Raw genomic sequence first — 24,806 nt, 5'->3', positions numbered from 1 at the left:
AAAAACGCAGAAAACCCGGGACAAGCCCGGGTTCGGTGGGAATTACGCTTCGACCGGCGCACGCCAGTCATCGGAACCGGAAGTTCCTGCAACGGTGTGCTCCCAATCAATTTTGCGGTAGGCCAGAGACACTTCGATCAGCTGGGTGTAGTCCAGTTTTGACGGGTCCTGGCAGTGTGGCATTTTGCAGTCGATGTCCACGATGGTGGAATCGGTCAGCACGGTAGAGAAAAAGTGCTCTTGCTTACCTTCAACCGACGTGCGGTACCATTTCAGGGTCACGGTCGGCAGCATTTCGCCAGACGCCAGGGCGTTGTACATCAGCGGAACCGCTTTGTTCAGCGCGACGGTGAATTTGAACGGTTTGTGCACACGCTGGCCGGACGGCTGACCAGACTGTGGGTCGGTCGGTACGGTGACGATGTGTTTGAATTCCTGTACCAGCATTTCGTCTTCGTGGCCTTCCACATAGATGTTGCCGACAGAATCAGAAGTGAAAGCACCCGCAGTAATGTTGCCCTGAGTTTTACCTTCGATGCTGATATAGCATGGAGTTGGCATAGTCTTGCTCCTTGTTGTTGAACGGAATGAGTTATTAAACAGAATGAATAACTTCACGTTCTGTATAGCAATCCGTATGCCAACTTTTATATATTTGTTTTATAAGGATATTTACTTAACTCAAATTTTCCTTAAGCAAAATTTGAGCAAAAAGTTGCGCAGACCTCGCGAAAAAACGGCATCCATTGCGCAAAAAGTGATTTCCACCAGAAAGTGAGCAAGAAGTTGCGCAGAATGCGCAGTTATTCTGAAAGTTTGCGTTAGCGATGAATTAATGAAATGAATAACCGATAGAAATCGTACTTATCAATAGCAAAAAACTATGTTTGGCGATAAATCACTCACTTTCATAACAATAATAGTAAGCGGTCACTTACGTTTTTTATGAAAAACCGGAATGGCAAAGTCAGGACATCCCGTAATAAAAGAGTAATGAAAAGAGTCATAAAAACAAAAAACGGGTGTTGCTATCACGCAACACCCGTCTGTTTATTGCCACGACTTATTTATGCGACACCGCTCCAGTCGGATCGCAACGCGCTGTCGGCTCTGCTTTAACGATTTACTCTCAGCGGTTGCTTATCCGCAAGTGAGCACTAACGAACAACCACCACGGATTACTCTGTTTTCCCCGATGACCAGTGCATCGCCAACCGCTGTCCGGCTTTGATTTCATCCGGCTGCATCGTCGCTTCCAGATCGTTACGCGCATGAATGGCTTCGCTCATTCCCTCCGTCGCTGCCATCGCGTACCAGGCGTAAGCATGAATACGATTGCGGGAGGCACCCAGCCCATCCTGACGCATCATCCCCATACGGTACTGCGCCATGCGGTTACCGTCATTCGCCGCCAGACGGTACTGCTTCATCGCCTCGACATAATCCTCTTTACCGCCTTGTCCGAGCCGTAGCATCTCGCCATAGGCCAAACGGGATTCCGTGTCTCCTGCTGATGCCGCCTTGGCATATTCTTCACGCGCACGTGCGAATTCGTTCGCTTTAAATAACCGCTCACCCAGTTCGCGCTGTGCCTGGATATAGCCTGCGGAAGAAGCCTGAACCAGATACTGTTCACGCTTTTCATGGGTTGTCTGGCTCTGGCTAAGCAAATAATCGGCCTCGCCCGATCCGCCAGACGCAGCACGCTCCAGCCAATAACGCGCTTTTTGCTCATCCCAAGGTAAGCGCTTACCTTCGCGGTATGCCTTGCCCAGCCAAAGCTGTGCTTCGGCATCACCTGATGACGCGGACTTTTGATACCAGTTCAGCGCATTTTCGCCGTCTTCGTGCCGCGCCATCCAAAGCTGCGCCTGTGCCTGACCCAGCGTCGCCGCACGGAAATACCAGCGCTCAGCCAGATCGCGCCGGATAACCACACCGTTACCCTGCTCGTAGCGCTGCGCCAACTGATACTGCGCATCCCGATTGCCGAGTTCAGCGGCTTTCAGCAGCCACGACACGGCCTCTTTTTCGCCCCCCGCATGCGTCGCGTGCCACTGGGCAACAATCAGTTGCGCGGGGGGATAACCATTTGCCGCAGAGGATTCAAATGCGTTCAGGCAGGCCGCCACCAGCTTTCCCTGATGCTGAACCTGACAGTCCATACCGAGCCGATGTCCCGCTTCGCCATTTCCCAGACGTGAGGACGTTGTCCACCACTGGCGGGCTGACGGGCTGTTCTTGGGCGCGCCCAGCCCGGCCTGATACCAGTCGCCAACCTGAAGTGCGGCGGCAGCGCGCAGTTCCGCATTAGCGGGAAGTTCAGACAGGCCAGATGCCTTCTGCATCCACTGCATCGCCTCGGTGTACTGCGAGCGCGCGGCTAGCGTCTTTGCCAGCTGATATTGCGCCTCACCGTTTCCCCGGTTCGCCGACGCCGCGAGTTCCGTTTCAGACAGCGACGTGACCGGCGCCTGACATGACGCCAGCCAACAGGCCGACAGGACTATCACTAATTTTTTGTATTTCATCATGTGCTCAGCGTTTTTCCCTTCGCGATAATCAGCTGGCAGAATTACCCTGCTGCAAACGGTACAAGCGAACGTTGAAGGCGCGCAGTTCGTCTTCCATCGCGCGTAGCTCCGCTGGCGTCAGCGACTGGCTCCTGGTTTTACGCGCCTCAAGCTCCCGCAGCCGTATCCCAAAGGGAACGTCCGATATCAGGTCTTTTTGCATATCGTAGAGCTTTGATTTCAGGTAGGAAATCGTCACAGTCCGGCGCTGCCGCTCCAGTTCCAGCAGTTGCTGTAACGTGTCGTTGACTCTGGCACGGGCCTGTTCGTACCCGCGTGTTTTTGGTTCATCGCCCTGCTGACGCTCAAGCGCAATCTGCCACTGGCGTTCCATCTCTTTCACCGCCAGCGAGTCGGGATAGAGCTGCTGCATCACGTTTTTCAAGCCGTTGCCGTATTCATACAGATAGAACGGCGACGCATTTTTTACCTGCTCCAGCTGTGCCTGATAGCGGTTAATCAGCTCACCTTCCATGCCTTGCAATTTCTGCTCGCCCAGCGCAATACGCACCCGGCGAATGTCATTATGATCGGGGGCGGCAGGCAACGCATACGCCGGCTGTTGCAATAGCGCCAGCGCATCAGCTTTCTGTTCCTGCCAATACTGCCAGCCTGTAATGGCCGCGACAGGCAGCGCACAGGTCAGCAGCCCGGAGACAAACCAAAACCACGCGGGCTTCTGCTTTTTATGCGCCTCAATCTTCAATACCGTCGGTTTCATTTGCCCTTTCTCCCGTCCGATGAGAATACTGCCCGCAGGCAGAGCAGCCTGACCCGAGCCTGATGAACCACTGCTTTGCACCGTCGCGCCGGGCTCCATGTCTGAATGAAAGAACACCATGGGTGGAATCTGCATATCCTGCTTTTTCAGTTCCTGATCGTCCGACACAATGACAATCTCGGTTTCATCAAACAAATGGGTATAGCCTTCGACGAAGTGCAGCAAATTCTCGACGCGAGGGATGCGGCTCAGCCCCGAGTTGTGCAGCTTTTCACTCATCAATTGCAGCGCACGTTCGCAACGATAAACCAGCCGCTTATGTTCATGGCTGATGGCGTACTGCCGCACCACTTCGCTGATGCGAGCAATAAACCAGTCCAGCATCTCGATACGCGCCCGTTCCTGATGCACCGGCGGCCAGAAGTTATCCCACTGCGTCACGATCAAATTCGCCAGAAATTCACAGCTTTCCGTGAAACCCGTCAATCCCGCCAGCCGTGAACGTGCCAGCGTAAAGTAAATCGCGGTCTGGAGATCCACGCCCTGCTTTTCAAAGATGGTGGTGGCCATATCGTGCACCAGCATCCAATCCACATCAGGGCGAGACGCGTGACTCAACTTGTTAATTTCCGCCCGAAGTGCGTCAAACTCCGGCAGCATCCGTGGATCGCGGCCAACTTTCAGGGCCTGTTGTGCATCTTGCATATCACATCATCCAGCAATAGGGAGCCTGTATAGGCTCCCGAGAGTTAAATTAATAAAGCGAGTCAGGCAGCGTGAACTGGCTGAACAGACCACCGGCAAACGGGTTATGGCTGGCATCGGTATACACGCGATACGTCATCGCGCCGTTCTCCAGCGAGAAGCGCACGTCAAAGGTGTTCTCATTCACCTGAGTCAGTTGATCGCTATTGATTAAGCGGAACATCGCCCACGGCCCGCTAAAGCTCAGGCTACGCGGCGAACGCTCACGATCGTCCGGCACCAGCGTCAGCTTGCTCTCAGCCCCGTCGCGCATACTGTTTGGCCACACCAGCGGCGTTTTCTGGCGACGACCGTGGCTGTATTCCAGCAGCTGCCCGTCCAGATTCAGCACGCTGCGGCGCTTGTTCGCCGTCAGTTCCAGCGGCTCCAGAACGAAATGCACTTCCAGGCTGCCCTGCGCATTAAACAGGGTCTGGCGGATTCGGGTAGCGCGTTCAAGCTGTTTCACCAGCTCGGCTTGCAGAGGCGATGCCATGCCTTCTTCCAGCATGCCGCTCTCCATCATCGCCTTGAGATTGGTTTGATAGAAGTTGTCCAGCGTCCCGCCAGTCATGAAGAACATTTCCATTTCCGATAGCGGCACATCCTTGTTCGATGACGGGTCGAAGGGGTAACGATCCGCCAGCTTCTCATTGAATGGTGTCACGACCTTATCCAGCCATTCCTGATTCAGCGACGACATCGCCAGCCCAGTCACCAGACTCGCACTCTCTCCAGCTAATTGTCCTACCCAGCGATCCAGCGGCGCGGGAAGGCTGCGGGCATATTGCTGTAAGGCGAACACCGGATCGGCAAATTTATTTCCCTGCCGTGCCTGCACCGCTTTCAACGCGGCCTGTCCCGGATCGGTCGCGTTAACAATCTGATCGAGGTAGTGATAGAGATCCGTCAGCTTCTGATTGACCTCTTGCACCAGCGGCCCCTGCTCACCGCGTCCGCTCAGCGCCGCATTGATGGTCATAAACGGACGACCAGTACGCGTGTTAATACTCTGCGCCGTGTCGTTATCATCATCGGATAGCTTACGGATACGGGTGTTGTCACTCACAGTAGTCAGCACGCGCTGGAAAGGCTGATCGTTGCCAGTAATATCCGTGAGAATGTCGAGCGCCTGCTCCGGCGTATCGAGCGTCTGCACATCAATGTTCGCCAGCACTTTCTGCCACTGGTTGATGTAATCCGTAATGTAGCGGTCATTCACCTGACGCAGAATTTCCCGTCGATCGGCCTCGCTGAACTGCGCACGCTCGCGCTGTCCCAGCACCCAGGCGTCCAGTGCCGTCAGCTCTAACAGGGCTTTGTCCTGCTTGAGGTAATAATCGCTAAAGCCGGGATACGTCAGCAGCCGAGGAACGCTGCCCGCTTTGTCATTACGCAGAGAAAACACCGGGTCAAAGGTCGGCCCGACTTCGTCACGAATCGCTAAATCCGGCGGCAGCACCTGCGTCGCCTTCATCACCAGACTCTGGTAAACGCGCTGATACATCGGCAGCTTGCTTAGTTCCTGCTGGGCCAGCGTAATCGGTCCATTAAATGGCGCGAACGTGCTGATCGCTACCGCGTCTTTCTGCTCACGTGCCTTGTGCCAATCGGTGTGCTCAAGGGCGTAATCAAGATGCTGCATCAGCTGTTCCTGCACGTTGCCCTGTCCGGGAAATGCCTTCTGCCAGCGCTGCGCCATAAACTGTTCGACCAGCGCTTTATTGCGCCCTGACGCATCATCCAGCATCCGCATCACGCGCAGAATCGTCAGCTTTTGCTCACTATTGGCCGGAGCCTGATTCAGATCTTCCAGCAGCCCTTGCATCACCGCCGGGAGAAAGCGCTGATTCAGCATTTGCAGATAGGTGCCTTCAACATGAGGCCCAATCTTGTCGCCCTGATATAAGCCAAGATCGGCCAGCAGCGGCGTGCGCTCGTGGTAATTACCAAAGGATAAGGTCGCATCGCGAATCAAATTCAGACGCGGCAACTGCTGGTAGCCGTAGCCCTGCTGCCCTTCCAGCTCATTGGTACCGATAAAGGCCTGCGCTTTCGTCAGGACGTTACGTCCCGCCTCTTCATTGACCCGATAGAAATGATGCCAGCTACCAATCAGCGCCAGACTGGCGAGTAACATGCAGCCCACGCCGATACTCAGTCGACGTCGGCGATAGAGGCTATGCAGCCGGTTTTCCCCCGCCAGACTGGCCTCTGGGAAAATGACGTCAGGGAAGAGACGCTGCACAAAGAACGTATTGGATTCACCGCGCAGCGCAGGGTTAATCGGCTCTGGCAGTTGATAGCGGCGGGAAGCCGATTGCGCAAAGGCATCGAACGGCACCCCTTGTTGGTAGACAGAACTGACGTAGACGCCGCGGATCAGGAACGCGCGATCCTCGCCCGTCGCTAACGTTTCCGTCAGCACTTCCATCACGTAGTCTTTCACCCCAGCCAACTGGCGAACGAACGAGAACAGCGCATTGCGCACGCTTCTGTCGGATTGCGTCAGCAGCATGTCCGGCAGGTTGTCATTCAGATGCGTGACCCACTCGTCCCAGAAGCGCTCCAGCTCTTCTAACCAGCCTTTGCTGTTGCTCGCCTGCGGCGTAAACGTCACCCCTAATACGGCCTGACGCGCCTCGCGGTTCAACTGACGATAGACCTTATCGAAGCCACTCAGCATATCCAGCCGGGTCAACGCGATATACACCGGTAAGCGTGTATTGATGTTGACGGAAATCTCCTGCAAGCGGGCGCGCATCACCTGCGCGTAAGCTTTGCGATCGGCGACGCCAGCCTGTGCCAGCCAGGAGATATCCAGCGTGAGCACCAGACCGTTGAGCGGCTGGCGGCGGCGGTTTTCACTGAGCCACTGCAACAGGTGCTGCCACAGTCGAGCATGACGTTGTCCGAGCGAATCGCCTTCCAGCTCAGGCTGGGCAAGTAGCTGTCCGCTTGGGTCCCAAATCACCGCGGATTCGCCGACCCAACTGCTCACCTGCTGGCCTGCCGCCACGTCTCGCAGCTCCGCATCCAGCTTCGGATTCATTTTGTTTGCCGGATTAGCGCGATGGATCAGGCTACTTTTCCCGCTGCCAGCCAGACCAATCGTCAGATACCAGGGCATCGCGTACAGCGCGCGTTTACCCAGCTGGGTCTGAAACGCCTCCAGCCAGCGATCGAGAAACGTCTGCTGGCTGTCGACATACACCTGCAAGGGATCCTGTTCAATCACCTGCTGCTCATGACGCTCCGCCCGCATCTGCTGCACGCGACGCCAGACCAGCCAGGCGCTGTAGGAAAACGCCAGCCACAGCCAAACCAGCGTGAACACCACGCGGCCCCAGATTCCCTGCAACGGACGCGACTCGCCCACCGTCAAACGCGGCCCCAGCCACCAGGCCAGAACTAACACGACGACCCACAGCAGCACGCCCAAAAGTAACCAGGAGGGTTTCAGTTTAGGCAACTGCTTGCGTAGAAAGGTTATGATTGTTTTAAACATAAGTGACCATTCACTCCGAATGTCTTATTTTTTGCGGGATGCCGCCAACCGCTCCACGCGGCTGACCATTCCCGGTTCCCATTGCATCAGGCCCAATTGTTGGCTTTCCTGCCACATGTGCTGATAGTGCTGTGCTGCCAGTGATTTCATCCCTTCTTCGGCGAGTAAATCCGCCAGTACCAATTCGGCATAAAAGCGGTCGCGTGGTTCTTTCAGGCGGCGCATGCGTTCATCCAGTAACTGCATCGCCGCCCCAATCCCTTTCTCATCCCGACAGGCCGCCGCCTCCGTTGCCAGATCGTCCTGTCGCGCCCCACCACCGCCGCGAACGGGCTGGCTGGACTGCAACCACTGGCTACACTTCCCAGTCAAAAAGGGCGCGCCATCGCTGAACGCCAGTTCACGCAGCTCCGGCAAGCGCTGAATAAACGCAGAAAGCTCCTCGGCAATCGCCGTCGCGACAGAAGCATGTCCCAGCCGTGACGCCACCGAGGCGGACAGCATGTGGCCATCAAACCAGTAAGGAGCCAGCACCAGACTTTGTTCTATGCGTTCCCACAGCGCCAAATCGGCCTGCGCCAGCGCACTTTGGTATTCATCCACGCGGTCTGACGAGACGGGTGCCAGTTGAGTTTTATTCCCTTTGGACGACATCGGCGGTGTGGCAATACCGGACCAGATAGCGTGGCGGCGCAAACGGTAGCCCATCGGTGAGTCAGGATGACGTTCAACCAGCAATGCCGCGACGTTCAGCTGCGTTTGCCGCCAGCTGCGTTCATCAGATGAATTAATCTCCACCGAACTGACGGGCGTCGAGGCCGCGCTGGCGCTGGTTTCACTCCCGCCCGCGCCTCCACTGCTGCTGGCTGCCGGAGTCGGTTTTGCCGTCTGATTCGCCTGTTCCTGCGCCTGCTGTCGCTGTCTGGCACGCTTAACGCCCTGCACCAGTTCATCCATCAGCACCGCTTTGTCACTGGCCAGTTCGCCCCAACGGGTCGCCACCTGCTCCGTTAACTGCTGTAATTGCTCCAGCTCTGCGCTGGATGCACTTTCTGCAATACGGGGCAGCGCGCTCTCAAAACGCCGAACAATCTGGATCATCAACTTCTGTTTCTGAACCGGACTGGCAGGCCACGCGGGCACCCAGTAGCTTTCCAGCCAGCTGTCCAGCAGCATCAGGGCCGTAGAAAACGGTGTCGCTTTGGCCGGGTGCTGCAAGCAGCGCAATAGCTGCACCAGTACCCGCATGTCTTTGGTTTTGCTTTCCAGCAAGGTCAGGCAGTAACCCGCCACCACGTTAAGATCGACCTGGTTATGCGCCAGTGACCCGAGCTTGACCAGCTCCGTTTCGACCTTTTCCCAGAGCGGATCGTCCGGCAATACCGCCGCGCGCAACATCTCCTCCGGCAACGAGGTTTGCAGGCGTTTACACCAGGGATGTGCATGCATGAACGCCTCCTTTACCAGTGACACTGCTGACGCAGCGGCGCTAATGCGTCGCCCAGCCCGGCGAGTTCGATACGCAGCGCGTGACCGTCTGCACCGTTAAGCACCAGTTCGCGATGCCCAATCCAGCGCTTTAACGCATCAATCGCGGGCAGGCCGCGTCCCGACTCCAACAGCAGACCGCGATTGCGGATAAACCAGCTGTCGGACACCGTCACGCCATCCAACTGGGATGTGACGGACTCACCTGCCCAGGGTTCGCTAAGCGTTAAACGCAAGTGCGTAATATTGCTGGCGCAGCTGATCACCAGCGTATTGCCATCAACCAGCACGCGGGTGAGCGTCATATCGCCGCTGTCGGCTTCACGTCCCAGTTGAAACGTTCCGCCCGTCGCGGCGTTATCGTTCTGTGGGGACAGCGTGCCGCTGCGTTCCGCTTCCCGCCCCAGCGCGTCATAACAGGCCAGCCGGAGCTCAGCAGCCGTCTCATTGCGGCACTGCTCCCATAACGACTGCCAAGCGGGATCGGGCGTCGCGGCCGTTGCCAACAATAGGGGAGCCATCGTCAGAAACATCAATTTACCTCCAGCTTCTGGCATTTGTGGTCGAGAGTGCGTTTAGGGATATTGAGGCTATCGGCCACCAGCAGGCGGTTGCCCTGAAACTGGCGCAGGCGTGCCTCAATGACAGCCGCTTCATACCGCTGTGTGGCAATACGCAAGTCGTGGATGTGCTGATAGCGATCCTGTTCTTCAGGCGGGCTGCTGGTCAGCCGCTCGCGCAGTTCCGGCGGCAGCGATGCCAGAGACAGCGCCTCACCGTCCGGCGTATGCGCACAGGCGACTTCCAGCAGATTGCGCAGTTCCCGCACATTGCCGGGAAAGTCATACGCCACCAGTTGGCGCAGGAAAGCACGGTTCAATGGCCCAACGTGTTTTTGCTGTTTATCTGCAAATTGACCGATGAAGTGCTCGCACAGCAGACGAATATCGTCCGGCCGCTCGCGCAGCGGGGCGACCTGCAACAGGCACTGGCAAAGGCGATGATAGAGATCCTGCCGAAATACGCCGTCAGACACCTGCTGTTCCAGCGGCTGATGGGTCGCGGCAATCAGGCGGAAATCGGAATGTACTTCTTTCTCCGCACCGAGGGGACGAAAGCTATGCGTTTCCAGCACCCTTAACAGCTTGGCCTGCATGGACTGCGGCATATCGCCGACTTCATCCAAAAACAGGGTTCCGCCGTTAGCCTGCTCGACCAGACCAATCTTGTTGCTCTGTGCGCCGGAGAACGCGCCTTTCTGGTAGCCAAACAGTTCGCTTTCAATCAGATTTTCCGGGATCGCCGCGCAGTTGATGGCAATAAAGGGCTTGTCTGCGCGTTCGGAACACTGATGCAGCAGACGCGCGACCACATCTTTCCCTGAACCGGTTTCGCCCTGAATCAGCACCGAAAGACGGTGTTTTGCCGCCTGATAAATCTGCTGATGCAGCTCTTTAATGACGACAGATCGGCCAATCAGCGTCGCTTCCACCCGCGTTTCCTGCTCGCGACGGCTCTGCCCTTCATCCTTAATCTGGCGGAGTGAATCTCTCAGCGCGACCTGCTCCCGCCGGGTATGCGCCAGCTCACGCAGCAGCATAAGCTGACGGCAAAACACCTGCGCCAGCCGCTCGCACTCGCCGCGCTGATGCAGCGTTTGCAGGCGCGTCGGCATATCCAGCAGCGCCAGCACTGCCAGCGGTTTACCGCTCTCCGACAGCAGCGGTAGCGCATGCAGCCCGCAGTTCGTCCCGACAGAGACCAGCATCTGCCGAAATTCACGGTGCTCAATCCGGGCGCCGCCATAGAGAGAATCCCAGGTGCGCGCCTGATTCTTATGCAGCGCATAAGCCAGCGGGTGGCTAAAGTCATCCACGCCCAGACTCAGCGCCACCGGCGTTTCATGCACTCGCCCCTGGCAGGTCAGTTGCCTGCCGCTGACATCCACCATACCCAGTAGCATCCCTTGAGGCTGCCAGGCGGCCTGCATCGTCTCCAGCAGCCAGTCGCACAGACCAGCCTCGTCATGCTGTCGGGTGAGTGCAAGCGCCAGTTCGAGGGCATGTTGCATACTCAGCCCTCAACCTCAGTCTGGAACTGGCCGGCTTCGACGCGGAAATGAATACGGCTGACAGGCTCACCCGCAGACATACGTTGCAGCAGCTGTAGCGAAACCGGTGGCAGCAAGGCGCCATCAATCACCGATTCGAGCATACGCGCGCCGTTTTCGCTGCGATTCGCCAACCGCAGAATCTCTTCCGGCACCTCGTTCTCAATAATGACTTCCGCTCCAAAGCGCTGTTGCAGCAGAGACACCAGACGCGACAGTTTGCCTTGTACGATCTCAACCATGGTGTCATGCGCCAGCGGCAGGTAAGGGATGACTTCCATACGCGCCAGGAGTGCGGGTTTGAAGAAGGCTGCCAGCTCAGGGTAAAGCGCATCCAGCAACACATCCGACTGCTCGGCGTAGTTCACAATCGTCTGGAACCCGAGGTTGGAGGTCAGGAAGAACACCACGTTGCGGCAGTCGATCACCCGGCCTTCGCCATCAGCGAGTTCACCTTTATCAAACGCCTGATAGAACAGGTTCAGGACATCTGGGTGCGCCTTCTCCACCTCATCCAGCAGCACCACGGAATACGGTTTCTGGCGGATGGCTTCGGTCAACACGCCGCCTTCACCAAACCCGACATAGCCCGGCGGTGAACCGATCAGGCGTGAAACCGTATGTTTTTCCTGATATTCCGACATATTGATGGTGGTCAGATAGTTGCGTCCACCAAACATCAGATCGGCAATCTGGAGCACGGTTTCCGTTTTACCCACGCCGCTCGGCCCGACCAACAGGAAAGCCCCCAGCGGACGCCCCGGACGACGAAGATCCGCACGCGCAGTCAGCAGGTGTTTATGCAATTGAGCAATCGCTAGCTGCTGCCCTTTAATTGAATCCCCCAGGAATTCAGGCAGGCGCGTGACGACATCCATTTCACTCTGTGAGATGCGGTTCAGCGGCACGCCCGTCCACTCGGCAATAACGGCCGCAATCTGCGTTTTATCAACGTGAGGAGAGACCAGTACCGAGGACTGTTGCAGCGCTTCCAGCGCCTGTTCGCAGGCCGCCAGTTCCGCCGCGGCTGACACCGCATCAAAATCGATAGACTGCTCTTCATCCAGCAGCGCCGTACGCAGTTCAATCACGCGCTGAACCTGTGTTTTTTGCTGCTGCCAGTCGGCTTCCAGTTGTGCCAGCTGTACCGCACCGGCTTCGCGTGCCTCACGCAGTTCGACTAATCGTTCTTCAGTATTGCCCAGACCAATACGCGCCTGACGCTCAAGCTGGGTAATTTCCATCTCCTGCTGATGCAGGCGGGTTTGCAGCTGGCTGACCGCACGCGGTGGCGTCGTCAGGTTAATCGCCACGCGCGCGCTGGCCGTATCCAGCACGTCGATGGCTTTATCGGGCAGTTGGCGACCGGAGATATAGCGGGCTGACAGCTGTGCCGCCGCCTGAAGCGCATCTTCATCAATCAGGACGCCGTGCGCCTTTTCATAGATGCCGCGCAGCCCACGCAGGATAACCGTGGCTTCTTCCGCATTCGGTTCACCGACTTTGACGAGCTGGAAACGGCGGGAAAGCGCGGCGTCCTTCTCGACGTATTTTTTGTATTCGCTCCAGGTCGTGGCCGCGATAGTGCGCAGTTCACCGCGCGCCAGTGCAGGCTTGAGTAGGTTGGAAACGTCCAGCCCGCCCGCCTGATTGCCTGCCCCGATGAGCGTATGCGCTTCATCGATAAACAGAATGATAGGGCGCGGTGAATCTTTCACTTCCTGCATCACGCCTTTGAAGCGTTTCTCAAATTCGCCTTTCACCGAGGCACCGGCCTGCATCGCTCCCAAATCGAGCGTAAGCAGTTCCACATCCCGCAGTCTTTCCGGCACGGCACCGGCCACGATGCGCAGCGCCAGCCCTTCGATCAGCGCACTTTTACCGACGCCCGCTTCCCCGACCACAATCGGGTTGTTTTTACGACGACGGGAGAGAATGTCGATCATCAGATCGATTTCATGGTCGCGGCACAGCACCGGATCCAGTTGCCCCTGCCGGGCGGATTCCGTCACGTTTTGGGTATAGCGAGAGAGCTGCGTGTTCGCCGCAGCAGCCTGTTCGGCCGTGGCGGACTGCACCGCGACCTCCGTTTCCACCGAATCCTTCACCCACTCATCAAACTGCTGGCGTAAAAGCTCACGGTTAATCTGCGCCAGCGGGCGGGATACTGCGCCAGCCACATAGCGATTGGGCGTCAGCAACAGGACCAGCAGCAAGATGCCGCTACGCAGGCGTGAATGTTGGAATTCAGCTGAGGCCAGCAGCCAGCTATCCTGTAACCACTCCACCAGCAGAGGGGAGAATGAGGGATAGCCCGCGTCAAACTCTTTATCCATGGAGGAAGGCAACAGCAGCGAAGACAGCTCATCCGCATCCACGCCCGCACGCTTGAGGATCTGACGTACATCGCACAGTGGCGTTTCCAGCATTTTCAGCAACAGGTGCTCAATACGGATTTCCGCACCCTGATGTTGAATACAGAGTGCCGCCGCTTCTTCCAGCATATGACGGCACACGGGGTTGAGTCGTTCAACCAGTGTCGGCAGTTCAATTCGAATCACGGTGTAGCTCCTGTTATTGTAATAATTCTCCCAGCTGACGCAGTACGTCCTGGGTTTGATGAGTTAGCTGATAGCGGTACAGGCCGAAGGCGGCCACCAAGACCACACACACGCCGACAAATAGCGTGCGTAATGACACCTGTCTGCGCAGTTGGTAGCGCGAGGCTTGCTGCCCCAGATTCAGGTGGAAGACCGTCGGCGAATTCGCGGGTTCAGGGCGCAGGGTGTCATGTAGCTTGTTCACGACGCGGTTCAGTTCTTCACGCCCCTGTGTCATCACCCGATAGCGCCCTTCAAAACCCAGACAGAGGCAGAGGTAGATAAACTCCAGAATGTCGCGATAGCGGGTAGGGTCGTCCAGCAGCTTCTCCAGCAGGACAAACACCTTTTCGCCTCCCCAGGTTTCATTGTGAAAACGGGTCAGCAGAGAATGGGCCGACCACATGCTTTGACCGCCCCACTCCCGTCCCATCACGGCTTCATCAATGAAGGTGCAGAGGATGTAGCGGAACGACAAGATCACGCCGTTTTCGTAGCCATGAGAGTGTAATTCCTGTTCGATAGCCTGAATTTCAGATACCACGCGCTGATACAGATCTTCCACGCCCTCATAGGCAGAGAGCTGGCGCACCCGCTCTACCATGCCCAGCAGCGGCGTGACCGCATCTACCATCGGATTAATGCTTTGTCCACGCAGGCGGAACCAGTAGTCGGAGTCCATATCCATTTGTCGGGCGTGGTCAAAAAGCAGATCGCCCAGTTGATCGTTTTTAATCACTTCGATGCTCATCTTTTCCTCTCCTTACTACTGCCCACGGATAGCCCAAAGCTGCATATCCAGTTCCGGGAATTCGCCAGCAATGTGGAACGCCAGCGTGTTGCCAGATACCAGCACCTGCCAGGCGGGGCTTTGTCTATCCAGTTGGAAATAGCTGTAGCCCGCGTGATAAGGCAACTGACGCGGCGCAACCGGCAGCGGCAGCAGCGGGATACCCGGCAGTTGCAGGCTGATCAGTTCGCGGATCTTCTCGCTGGAGGCGATCTTCGTTTGTTGCAGCAGCTGTTTACGCAGATGCTCCTGCGGCATACGCGCACGCACCGCCAGGACAAACTCGGCGCTGGCCATCAATTCCGCATCGCCAACCATCGCCACCATCACGCCATACGGCTGTTTCTTCAGTTGGATAGAGACGGCGCGCGGCGACAGCACGGTGCTCAGCGCCTGACGCAGCGACATCATCAGCGGCTCAAAGCTGGCCTGCTGGTGTTCGTGACGATAGGCGGGGAATTCTGGCGGCAGACGCGACTCATCGGTAAACGTCATCAGCTCGCCACACAGCTCAACCAGCGTTTCGTGCAGGCGTTCAGGGTGCAGCGTGCCAAGGCGTGCCAGATGCGACAGCTTGGGCTGCGCGCGGTTAAGCAATTGCAGCATCATAAATTCGGCCACGTCCGCGACGCCCTGCTGTCCCGGTGCGGCAATACGCTGCGCCAGACTGCGCGCGCGTTCCGCGACCAGACCGGCGGATTCCCCCAAAAAGCGTTTTAAGGTAGGGATCGCGGTAACGCTGATACTGCACGGCATGAAGTTAGGATCCAGAATCAAGCCGCCGTCAGGGCGTTTATCCAGAATGTTGGCAATCGCCAGCGAGGCATAGGCGCTGCGATCGTCACGATCGAGCATCAGGCGCAGGCTGACTTTTCCGACCTCCAGAGAAACGATATCGCCGCCGTCGCTGTGCAGGTCGCGCACGTCATGCCGGTGCGATTGCAGGCGGCTGGCGATCCCCTGCCCCGGCTGACCAACTTCACTGACGCCATTTACCGCCAGCGGCAGCGCCAGATACACTTTCTGGTTTGCCAGCGCGACGTCAGTAATCTCCAACGGCAGCGGCAGGGCGTCGTCGCCCGGAATATTGAACACGGTGCCGTCAGGCATCACCCCGCTGGCGTTAACCAGCGCGATACGGCCAAAATTGAGGTATTCCTCATTAATCGCCAGCGACTGCAAGCCATAGAAATAGTCACTGAGGGCGCTGAGACGCGCGTGCAGTGCGTAATCGGTGTGTCTTTGCTGTTGTTGAAAATGCTGCGGTTTAATGAACAGACCTTCCCGCCAGATAATGCGATTGCGACTCGACATAGTTATTCTTCTTCTTGGTCTTTTTTGATTTCGACTTCATCCCTGCGCAGGTGCACGAGGATCTGATACGTCTGCCCGGTATTCTTTAGCTTGATGACTTTGCGCCACTCTGCGCTTTCCGAATCCGCATAGCGCGCCACCACGCCGAGGTAGTGCACTTTTTCATCCAGCGCTTCGGGCGGCAGATACTTGAACTGCCCCGGTAACAACGTGTAGTCCTGATGATTGATGTAATTCTTGGCTAATGCCTTTTCGATATCCGTCGTGATTTGGTCGTAATCGGTGGCTAACAGACGCGAATCCTCCGCCAACAGCACCAGTTGGAATTCGATAGGCGCGGCTTCACCGCTGTCATTCGGGTTAACGTCCGGTTCCGCCAGCAGGCTAAATCCCACGGTAGAAGGCTGATGATTATTACTGCCTACCTGAATGTCGGGATTCGCCGCCACCTGCGCCATCTTGCCCAGCGTGGAACACCCCGACAGTAGGAACATCAGGGAACATAAGCACAGAGCCCGCAGCATTATTTTTGCTCCTGCTGTTGACGCACGGAACGGTCATACGCTTGCGCATACACCTGATGGAACAGTTTCTGGAAGCCCTGCTGGCGCGGCGACGTTAATTCACGGTAGTAGTGTTGATACATCTGCCACGCCCAGCCGTCATCGGCCGCCAGTGGTTCGCCGCTGCGACGATAGTGCTCAAAGCGGCTGAGCAGCGCGGCTGGCGAGAAGGCCTGAAGAATATTTTCCAACGCTACGGCAATCGCTTGCTGGTTCGCGATGTGATGCACCCGCACATTGTTCAACACCTCTTCCACGGCAGCGGGCGCAGACAGGTGAACCGGGCTTTTTCCTTCGGCAAACAGTACCGACAGCGTATCCGCATAGCCTAGTCCCAGACGCAGCGGGTTATCTTCAATCGGGCGTAAATGCGTGTCCGCCATGGCCGCCTGTTCCGTCTGCAATGCCAGCAGGCCTTCCACCATCGCGCGCAGGCTTTTCCCCATTTCTTCCAGCATTTCGCGCAGTCGTGCATCATCACCCGGCTGAAGCGACAGCCCCAGCCCGCGCATCAGCGGTGCCAGTGAGGTGCCATCGCTGTAGCCCTCCAGCCCTTCTCCCGCGTACGGTGTGTTGATGGTCGGTAATTCCACAAATTTCTGATCCATGGTGTCCTCAGCAGAAGAAAAAGAAGAAAGAGAGGTCGTGAGCGATGCGCCGGCCGTCTCACTGTCTGATGGCAAGAGTGGCTGGCTCTGCTCTTTCTGTAGTGCCCACAGCGGGTCATTCAGCACCACCGTGGGATCGGCCAGATCCGTTGAGCGCTTTTTTTTATCTTCCGTTAACCAGTCACCCAGCACATCGACCGTGCCCTGCCCTAATACCTGATCGATATCCTGTTCCGTGGTGGGATCGCCGATATAAACGCCCAACCGGAAAGGCCCGATAACCAGCTCATCGCCGTGCGACAAAATGACTTTGCGATCGCGCCCAATCGGCGACAGCGATCCGTTAATAAAAGACTGACCGCTCAGATCGCACAGGCTGAAATAGCCGTCGGTCATGTCGATACGGGCGTGCTCCGGCACGACGGAGCCCAGCCGATCCCGCAGTTGCCACTGGTCTTTTTCCGACGCGCCCAGCGTGCCACCACGGTGATCGAACTGGTGCTGCACCTGAGAATTGATATCGAGCTGCTCACTGTTGAGCACAACCAACGTGAGTGGATGGGTTACGTTCACATTTACTCCTGCACACAAATCGTCACATAGGGATCCGCGGGCGGCTGCCCGAGAAAGCTGCTCCATCCCAACCGGCTGCTTTGCTCACTGCCCAGACTTAAGCCCTTGGCTTCGCCTTCGGCAAAACCCAGACGCAGATCCCAGGCCAACTGATCGCGAAGAATGAAAGAGACAAAACGCACCAGCGGCTGAAAATGCTCGCCGTTGGGCAAGAAGCTGAGAAAGCGGCTAAAGCTGAGATTGCCGACCTTGAGCAAAAACTTGCCGGCGCAGTCATTCACTTTGTCGCCGATAACAAAATCACCGCCCAACATCATGTTTCCTTTGCCCAGGCGGTTCTGCTGCCCTTCGTGAATGGGCACGCGACGGTGCTGCCAGGCCAGGACAGCCACGTCATCCAGGTCAAAACAGTGAATAACCAAACCCGCAACCACTTCCGGGGAGCGGCTGGGGCTGGCGAGCACCCCGGCGTAGGAAAGCATCTTGGCGCGGTTAACCGGCAGGCTGTCGCGTACGGCGTCATTCCCTAACCCCACCAGCGCAAACATCAGGCGAGAGAATCCATCCTCACCCTCATTTTGAAAGCGGACGTGATAGCGGTATTTGCGCCATGCGCGGTGCAGCAGCGTAAGTAAGCGGTGATGAAAGAAGTCGAGAAACACGCCCAGCTTCTGTTCGCCCTGCGCGTATTCCCAGGCCAGCTCTTCGAGGTAATAACCGGGCATCGGTGACTGACTGCCGTGCAGGCCAAGAAACGCGACTTCCAGCTCCTGACGGCCATCTTCATCACGTCCCACCTGCAAAATATCGCTCGGGTGAAAACCGATGGAGGCCGTAGAGCGAAAGCGCAGGCGTTCCTGTTCAGGGCGGAAATCCAGCTCTTGTTCCAGATCCACGCCTTCCAGCTGGTTAAGTAACTCCACCAGTTGGAAAAAATTAAAGCGTGAGACATCCTGACGGAACGTCACATCATTGAGTGTTGACCTATCTGTACCGGCCATCGGTAGCGCTCCTTGTTATCGATGTTGACCACTTCCAACAGGTGGAAAGCGTTGACGCTGGCGTATAGCGAGAAGAAGTGCGCCAGCACCGTACTAAACAGATAGAGTTCTCCTTCACTGGAAAACGCGGATTGCCGTACTGACAGGATGGATTTCAAGCCGCGAACCGGCATCCCCTGTACCAGACGATCGATAGGTGTGGTTTCGATAGATTCGATCCCTGCCAGACGCTTACGCGAGGCCTGTTCCGCCTGCTTGTCGTGCAGCGCCGGGAAATCATAAGTACGCAGGATTTGCACCAGCGCATCGCGCCGCAGCAGCGACACATAGTTCAGAGACAGGTTGGAGATCAGCGTCCAATGCAGGCTGCCATCCATGGCAGGCCGCAGCGGTCGCGTCGGCCGTACCAGATTACGAAACGTCGCGAAAGACGGCGAATTGCCGGTTGGCACGCAGATCGACCCAACAGGCAATTTCGCCGCACGCGATCGGTTGGTACAGGTCAGCGTTACCGAGATGGATTCATCCAAATCAATCACTTCCTGCTCATCACCACGCACAAAAGAGAGCATGTGATCAAACCCGTTGCCGTTGACCGCTTCTCTTACCCGAATACGGTAATAGAGCGCGAGCCGTCCTTTGGCACGCTCGATTTGGTGCTGAAAGCTCTCAAACGGCTGATAGGTGCGTGGAATCCCCCGAGCACGGCCTGAATTCCCTTCAACCCAGCCTTCAACCTTATCCACAGAGAAGATTTCAAAACTATCGGCGTTGCGGTAGCTGGCTTTCAGCGGGTAATCCGTCTGGCGTCCGCTGAGGTTGATCGGCTCGCTATCATGCTGGAAGAGATTGATTGCCGGCACGCAGTTGAGCATGAACGAATCAGGACGGATCTTCAGCTCCGCCGGCAGCGGGCGGTCAAAGCAAAAATGCAGACGGAATTCCGTTACCGTCAGCGGAAGCTCCGGCCATACCGCGCCCGCGAGCTGGAAAAAGAGAAAACTTTCAGGAAAACAAAAGTATTCCTGCAGAATGCGGTAGCCAGAATAGACATTGCCGGGATACGGCAATAGCGCATCTTCCCGCTCAAAGCCGACCGTTTTCAGCACGCTGGCTTCCTGACGGAAGCGCTGACCATCGACTTCCAGCTCAATGTGCGACAGTTGGCTGGCAATCCAGAAATAGAGTTCGTAGGCCGTATAGGTATCACCGCCCAGATAAAAGCGCAGCTTGTCGAGTTGTAGATCGCTTAGCGATAGCGGGCCATGCAGCCCAATATCCAGCGTGATGGTGGACAGATCGTTGCCGCTCTGTACCTTGATCTCACGGATATCCGCTGGATAAATCCAGGCATCGTGGCAGGTCTGAAAATGGCACACCACATCATCAATCGGCAGACTATCAAGCTCACAGCCGCGCTCAACAAACGCGGGCTGGGCAATCGCGCCGGGGAGTACCGAAAACTGCATAATCGTCATGCTCGGTACGGGGCGCAGATAATTAGGCCACAGCATGCCCAGCAGACCGTGTGTCAGTTCCGGAAATTCATCCTCGATCTTCGCCCGCAGGCTCCCTGTCAAAAAGGCGAACCCTTCCAGCAGACGCTCGACGTCTGGATCCGTGGTTTGTTCTGACAAAAATCGGGTAAGCTCAGGGTGCGCCTTGGCGAATTCACGCCCTTGCAGGCGCAAGTAGGTCAGCTCATCCCTGAAAAAATGTTCCAGTGACATAATCAGATCATTCTGTAGTGGCGGTGGCTATCCATATGGATATTGAAAGAGGCAACCTGCTCCAGATCTTCCAATCTGACCCGGGCGGTAACCTGAAACGACATCTCCATCGGATTCGATAAATAGTCCGATGTGTCGACATCCACATGAACAATTCGCGGTTCAAAGCGACAGATACACTGTCGGATCGCCTCCCGGATTTTCCCTCGAATGTCCGCCCCACCCTGCGTCGCGTCATTAAAATCAATCACGCCAAGCTCAGGTGCGCTGCGGCAATTTCCGGGCCGGGTGTTGAGCACATTGTCCAATTGACGCTTAACGGACTCGATCAGTGCTTCAACTTCCGTTTCAGGGGAGGAGCGACGCTCCTCCCCACGGATACGATCAAACAGACTTGCCGCGTTTCCCCTTTCCCAGGCAGAAAGAGACGGCATAAGTCTTATTCCTTATCCAAACGCCCTACCAGCGACAGCTCAAAGTTCGCCCCCATGTACTTGAAGTGCGGGCGCACAGACATGGTGACCTGATACCAACCTGGTTCTCCTTCTACATCCAGCACTTTGATTTGTGCGGCACGCAGAGGACGACGGCTACGAACATCTGCCGGCGGGTTTTCCTGATCGGCGATGTACTGTTTAATCCAGGTATTCAACTCACGCTCAAGATCCTGACGCTCTTTCCATGAGCCAATCTGTTCACGCTGTAGCACTTTGATGTAATGCGCCAGACGGTTGATGATGAACATGTACGGCAGTTGCGTACCCAGCTTGTAGTTGGTTTCCGCTTCTTTACCTTCTTTGGTGTTTGGGAACACCTTCGGCTTCTGCACCGAGTTAGCCGAGAAGAACGCCGCGTTGTCACTGTCTTTACGCATCGTCAGCGTGATAAAGCCTTCTTCGGCCATTTCATATTCGCGACGATCGGTGATCAGGACTTCAGTCGGGATCTTGGCCTGAAGTTGGCCCATGGCTTCATACACATGCACGGGCAGGTCGGTAATCGCACCGCCGCTCTGCGGGCCAATGATGTTCGGACACCAGCGGTATTTCGCGAAGCTGTCCGTCAACGCCGTTCCCATCAGATAGGCGGTGTTGCCCCACAGATAGTGTTCGTGATCGGTGCTGATATCTTCCTTATAGTTGAAGCCCTTAATCGGGTTCTCTACCGGGTCATAAGGCAGGCGAGCCAGGAAGCGCGGTGCCGTCAGCCCCAGATAGCGACCGTCTTCGGACTCACGCAGCGAACGCCATTTCGTGTAGGCCGGGCCTTCGAAAACGGATTTCAGATCTTTTATGGAAGGCAGATCGGTGAAGCGATCCACGCCAAAGAAGGTCGGTGCAACGGAAGAGATGAACGGCGCATGCGCCATCGCACCCACGGCGCTGACATACTGCATCAGCTTGATATCTGGTGAACTTTGCGTCAGCGCATAGTCACCGATTACGCCACCGATAGGCTGACCACCAAACTGGCCGTAGCCGCTGGAATACACGTGCTTATAGAAGCCAGACTGTGAGATTTCAGGGGCGAATTCGAAATCTTCTAACAGCTCTTCTTTCGTCGCATGCAACACCAACAGTTTGATGTTTTCACGGAAATCGGTGCGATCGATAAGCAGTTTCATTGAACGCCAGGAAGATTCCAGTTCCTGTAATTCTTTCGCATGCAGAATAACGTCAATCTGCTTGCTGAGCTTTTTGTCCAGTTCGACGATCATGCTATCGACCAGCGCTTTGTTCACGGGTTCTGCTGCATTACCGCTATCAAGAATGTTAGCGACCAGCGCGGCAATGCCCTGTTTAGCAACGCTGTAGCCTTCATCAACCGGGCTGATACGCGCTTGAGCCATGATGTCATCAAGCAGCGATCCAGAAGCACTGGCGGCTCCTGCCTGAACCTGTTCTTCAACTATTGACATATTCGTTTCCCTATTTCGTCAATATACTCGTCATACTTCAAGCTGCATGTGCGTTGGCTTCGTTCACTCACCCGAATCACTTACCTGAGTAAGCTCATCGGGATTCCCTCTCTTGCCGCCTTCCTGCAACTCGAATTATTTAGTGTATGAACATCAATTATTCGGCGGGTTTGACCAGATCGAGCTCTTTCAGAAGCTGCTCTCTGGCTTCTTCGCTGGACAACAGATCCTGCAAACGATTACGGAATGAGGGAATATTGCCGAGAGGGCCTTTCAGCGCGACCAGTGCTTCACGTAAATCAAGCAACTTACGTAATTCAGGCACCTGTTGGGCAATGCGGTCAGGGGAGAAATCATTCAGACCGCCGATGCTCAGTTTCACTGGCAGGTCGTCCTGACTTTCTTCTTCAAGGCGGTTTGGCACACTGAAATTCAATTCCAGATTTGCTTCTTTCATCACTGAGGTAAAGTTGTTCTTATCGATCGATACGGTCTGACGTTCTTCGATCGGCGTTTCCTCTGTGCGCCCTTTCATATTTCCCACGATCATCAGCGTCAACGGCAATTCTATTTCCGCCTGCTGACCACCAGTGGCCGGAACATATTTGATATTAATACGTTCCTTTGGTGCGACAGATGCACCATCAGTTCCTTTTGCCATGTGTCTATACCAACGTAAGGGCACTCGGGCCCGGAGAAGTAAAGTCGATTCCTACCAAAAGCCCGCCATAATCCATAAGAACGGCAGCAATTCGGCAAACAAATAACGCATTTGTTTTTCGACCAGCGAGATGAAATAAATTAAAAACCGAATTAAAAAGCATAATAAAACCGTAATGTTACGGCTTATATCGGCGTAAAAAGAATCACACCAAGAAGGAATTAAATACATTTATATTTTGAGTTTAGATCATACACACAACACAAACACACGGTCAATGCTTATATAGCAGAGCAACTAAACGGAACCACTAAGGCACAAAACACATTAAAAACAACAAATTAGATTGACCTTAAGTAAAAATAAACGGAAGAAAAAATAACATACCGCTGATTTTCAATTAACGGAAAAGGCATATATTTTATGCCTTTTAATTTCGTTAAAAACGAAATACTTAATGCGCTAATAAAAATCAACAATAACAAAAAGCTCATTAATTTTAATTTAGTGAAAATATTTACCCTCTATTTTTTACTTTTGACAGAACAAATATCTCCATTACCTTAATAAACTATTTCCCTGTTAAGAAATAAATATTAGATAGTTTAGCAATCATTGATTTTTTAATGAAAATTAATGGGTTTTTATACTATAAAAAAACACAAACAAAGAACTAATGACTTACCATGGTGTTTTTTCGTTATTTCATAACAAAAACCACCGCAAGATGCAGTGAAATGATCTTTTTGACGTCATTTTTAGGTTAAAAAATGGCAGTTATTCGGTAGAAAACGACTCCAGACTGAACATGATTCTCTGTGTCCAATGGAAAGACGAAATGAGAGAACAGATACGACGCGCTCAAAACAGCATGCCGGGAGAAGTTCATCGATACGGATGACCTGCGGACACAGCGTGTTGCACACCTCGTTCTTGCCCAAACAGTTCCCGCTACTGCGAGAGTATCCTGATTATGTTTGGGGTTTTAGTCAGGGCTGGCATTGCTCTCCGGTTCAAGAGGCGTTTTCACCACATATCGAGAAATGGCACCTGATTAGCGCGCAGGAAGCGTAGCCCTAGGTTGAAATTAATAATATCGTAATAAATTAATTAGAAAATAATTACCAAGATATTAATTGCATTTGAATGAATTTCACTCCTTAGTCGATTACACTACAATCTACGCTGAGTAATCTTGTCATTCATGGATGGAATAACAATGACTGAAGCAGATCTGGATGAACTGGCCGACCGTATAGTAAAGATGCTAACCACTACGGATTTTTATGAAGGGATGGGAGCTGGAATATCAGAGATAGGTAAGAATTTTGGCTATCTGGCCTATGATTTTATTGATACGGATACGCGGTATGCCAAATCTCGAGAAATGGAAAGATTGATAAAAGCGGTTCATAGAGGGATTGTATCAAGAGAAAAAATCATTGAGGCAATAAAAAGAATATTTAAGGTATTTAATCGCAATGCCTCTGAATCTCAAAAGGAAGCAATTTATCATAAAGCAGTAGGCTCCGTAGCGGGTAGTATGCTTGTTTCACAGGCAGTATTTCAAATAGCGAAGAGAATCGGCAATGCCCCCAAAGTATCTACTGGTACGGTATACTATATCTTGTTGCTTGGTGGGATAGCGAAGCGGTCAATATATCGTTCAATGCATTTAAAAAATAACACCCATGAAGTATATTCAGAATTGGGTCACGTATTCAACTCGGTGATCGTCAGGTAGAATGTTCATCTGTTTTCCTAAATATTTAGAAGAAGAACCTGATGGCAACGGTTGAGGTAAAATGCCCGTTTTGTGAGCAAACAGACCCGGTTAAAAAACATGGACTGGGAAGCACCGGTCATCAGCGCTTCCGCTGTCAGACCTGTTGTCGAAGTTTTCA

19 protein-coding genes are annotated in these 24,806 nt (G+C 54.7%); 2 read left to right on the top strand and 17 right to left on the bottom strand.

Annotated elements, in window-relative coordinates:
- Positions 1-42 precede the first annotated feature (42 nt).
- The 17 genes from Q3A88_RS18785 to tssB form a co-directional block, all read right to left on the bottom strand.
- Positions 43-561 (bottom strand): Hcp family type VI secretion system effector, encoded by a 519-nt coding sequence (locus Q3A88_RS18785; RefSeq protein ID WP_014916345.1) that lies wholly within the window; start codon positions 559-561, stop codon positions 43-45.
- A gap of 617 nt (positions 562-1,178) precedes the next feature.
- Positions 1,179-2,534, bottom strand: coding sequence for a tetratricopeptide repeat protein (locus tag Q3A88_RS18780; RefSeq protein WP_039517881.1), 1,356 nt, complete (start codon positions 2,532-2,534; stop codon positions 1,179-1,181).
- A gap of 28 nt (positions 2,535-2,562) precedes the next feature.
- On the bottom strand, positions 2,563-3,999 hold the full coding sequence (locus Q3A88_RS18775; protein ID WP_039523242.1) for a VasL domain-containing protein: 1,437 nt from the start codon (positions 3,997-3,999) through the stop codon (positions 2,563-2,565).
- A 49-nt stretch (positions 4,000-4,048) separates the two neighbouring features.
- Positions 4,049-7,546, bottom strand: a complete 3,498-nt coding sequence (gene tssM, locus Q3A88_RS18770) for a type VI secretion system membrane subunit TssM (RefSeq protein WP_233991243.1) — start codon at positions 7,544-7,546, stop codon at positions 4,049-4,051.
- Positions 7,547-7,570: 24 nt separating this feature from the next.
- On the bottom strand, positions 7,571-8,995 hold the full coding sequence (gene tssA / locus Q3A88_RS18765) for a type VI secretion system protein TssA (protein WP_317178419.1): 1,425 nt from the start codon (positions 8,993-8,995) through the stop codon (positions 7,571-7,573).
- Between the two features lie 11 nt (positions 8,996-9,006).
- Complete coding sequence (gene vasI, locus Q3A88_RS18760; RefSeq protein ID WP_110164114.1) at positions 9,007-9,567, bottom strand: type VI secretion system-associated protein VasI; 561 nt, start codon at positions 9,565-9,567, stop codon at positions 9,007-9,009.
- Positions 9,567-11,105 carry a sigma-54 interaction domain-containing protein gene (locus Q3A88_RS18755; protein WP_110164113.1) on the bottom strand — a complete coding sequence of 513 codons (1,539 nt, stop codon included), beginning with the start codon at positions 11,103-11,105 and terminating at the stop codon, positions 9,567-9,569. Before Q3A88_RS18755 ends, vasI begins: the two co-directional genes overlap by 1 nt.
- A gap of 2 nt (positions 11,106-11,107) precedes the next feature.
- Complete coding sequence (tssH, locus tag Q3A88_RS18750; protein WP_110164112.1) at positions 11,108-13,705, bottom strand: type VI secretion system ATPase TssH; 2,598 nt, start codon at positions 13,703-13,705, stop codon at positions 11,108-11,110.
- Between the two features lie 13 nt (positions 13,706-13,718).
- On the bottom strand, positions 13,719-14,495 hold the full coding sequence (icmH, locus tag Q3A88_RS18745) for a type IVB secretion system protein IcmH/DotU (protein WP_110164111.1): 777 nt from the start codon (positions 14,493-14,495) through the stop codon (positions 13,719-13,721).
- A gap of 15 nt (positions 14,496-14,510) precedes the next feature.
- Complete coding sequence (gene tssK / locus Q3A88_RS18740; RefSeq protein WP_014916353.1) at positions 14,511-15,848, bottom strand: type VI secretion system baseplate subunit TssK; 1,338 nt, start codon at positions 15,846-15,848, stop codon at positions 14,511-14,513.
- A 2-nt stretch (positions 15,849-15,850) separates the two neighbouring features.
- The gene (gene tssJ / locus Q3A88_RS18735) at positions 15,851-16,372 is read right to left on the bottom strand and encodes a type VI secretion system lipoprotein TssJ (RefSeq protein ID WP_110164110.1); all 522 of its coding nucleotides are present in this window, start codon (positions 16,370-16,372) and stop codon (positions 15,851-15,853) included.
- Positions 16,372-17,592 carry a type VI secretion system-associated FHA domain protein TagH gene (tagH, locus tag Q3A88_RS18730; RefSeq protein WP_233991246.1) on the bottom strand — a complete coding sequence of 407 codons (1,221 nt, stop codon included), beginning with the start codon at positions 17,590-17,592 and terminating at the stop codon, positions 16,372-16,374. Before tagH ends, tssJ begins: the two co-directional genes overlap by 1 nt.
- Before the next feature lie 2 nt (positions 17,593-17,594).
- Positions 17,595-18,593 carry a type VI secretion system baseplate subunit TssG gene (gene tssG / locus Q3A88_RS18725; RefSeq protein WP_014916355.1) on the bottom strand — a complete coding sequence of 333 codons (999 nt, stop codon included), beginning with the start codon at positions 18,591-18,593 and terminating at the stop codon, positions 17,595-17,597.
- Positions 18,557-20,323 carry a type VI secretion system baseplate subunit TssF gene (gene tssF / locus Q3A88_RS18720; protein WP_014916356.1) on the bottom strand — a complete coding sequence of 589 codons (1,767 nt, stop codon included), beginning with the start codon at positions 20,321-20,323 and terminating at the stop codon, positions 18,557-18,559. Before tssF ends, tssG begins: the two co-directional genes overlap by 37 nt.
- Positions 20,324-20,325: 2 nt before the next feature.
- The gene (gene tssE / locus Q3A88_RS18715) at positions 20,326-20,757 is read right to left on the bottom strand and encodes a type VI secretion system baseplate subunit TssE (RefSeq protein WP_005972060.1); all 432 of its coding nucleotides are present in this window, start codon (positions 20,755-20,757) and stop codon (positions 20,326-20,328) included.
- A 5-nt stretch (positions 20,758-20,762) separates the two neighbouring features.
- Positions 20,763-22,241 carry a type VI secretion system contractile sheath large subunit gene (tssC, locus tag Q3A88_RS18710; protein ID WP_012822784.1) on the bottom strand — a complete coding sequence of 493 codons (1,479 nt, stop codon included), beginning with the start codon at positions 22,239-22,241 and terminating at the stop codon, positions 20,763-20,765.
- A 157-nt stretch (positions 22,242-22,398) separates the two neighbouring features.
- Complete coding sequence (tssB, locus tag Q3A88_RS18705; protein ID WP_010282535.1) at positions 22,399-22,902, bottom strand: type VI secretion system contractile sheath small subunit; 504 nt, start codon at positions 22,900-22,902, stop codon at positions 22,399-22,401.
- 1,219 nt (positions 22,903-24,121) lie between these two features.
- On the opposite strand from tssB, the gene Q3A88_RS18700 reads away from it, so the two are divergent.
- Together Q3A88_RS18700 and Q3A88_RS18695 are read left to right on the top strand one after the other, a co-directional pair.
- Entirely contained in the window at positions 24,122-24,646 is a 525-nt protein-coding gene (locus Q3A88_RS18700) for a hypothetical protein (protein WP_317178418.1), read from the top strand.
- A gap of 41 nt (positions 24,647-24,687) precedes the next feature.
- Positions 24,688-24,806 (top strand): IS1 family transposase (locus Q3A88_RS18695; protein WP_317177450.1); only part of this gene is annotated, 119 nt, incomplete at its 3' end.

The sequence above is a fragment of the Pectobacterium sp. HCp5_1 genome (assembly GCF_032905925.1).
Classification (GTDB): domain Bacteria; phylum Pseudomonadota; class Gammaproteobacteria; order Enterobacterales; family Enterobacteriaceae; genus Pectobacterium; species Pectobacterium brasiliense_A.
Note: the sequence above shows the minus strand (reverse complement) of the source record. Positions and strands in the feature narration are given on the sequence as shown.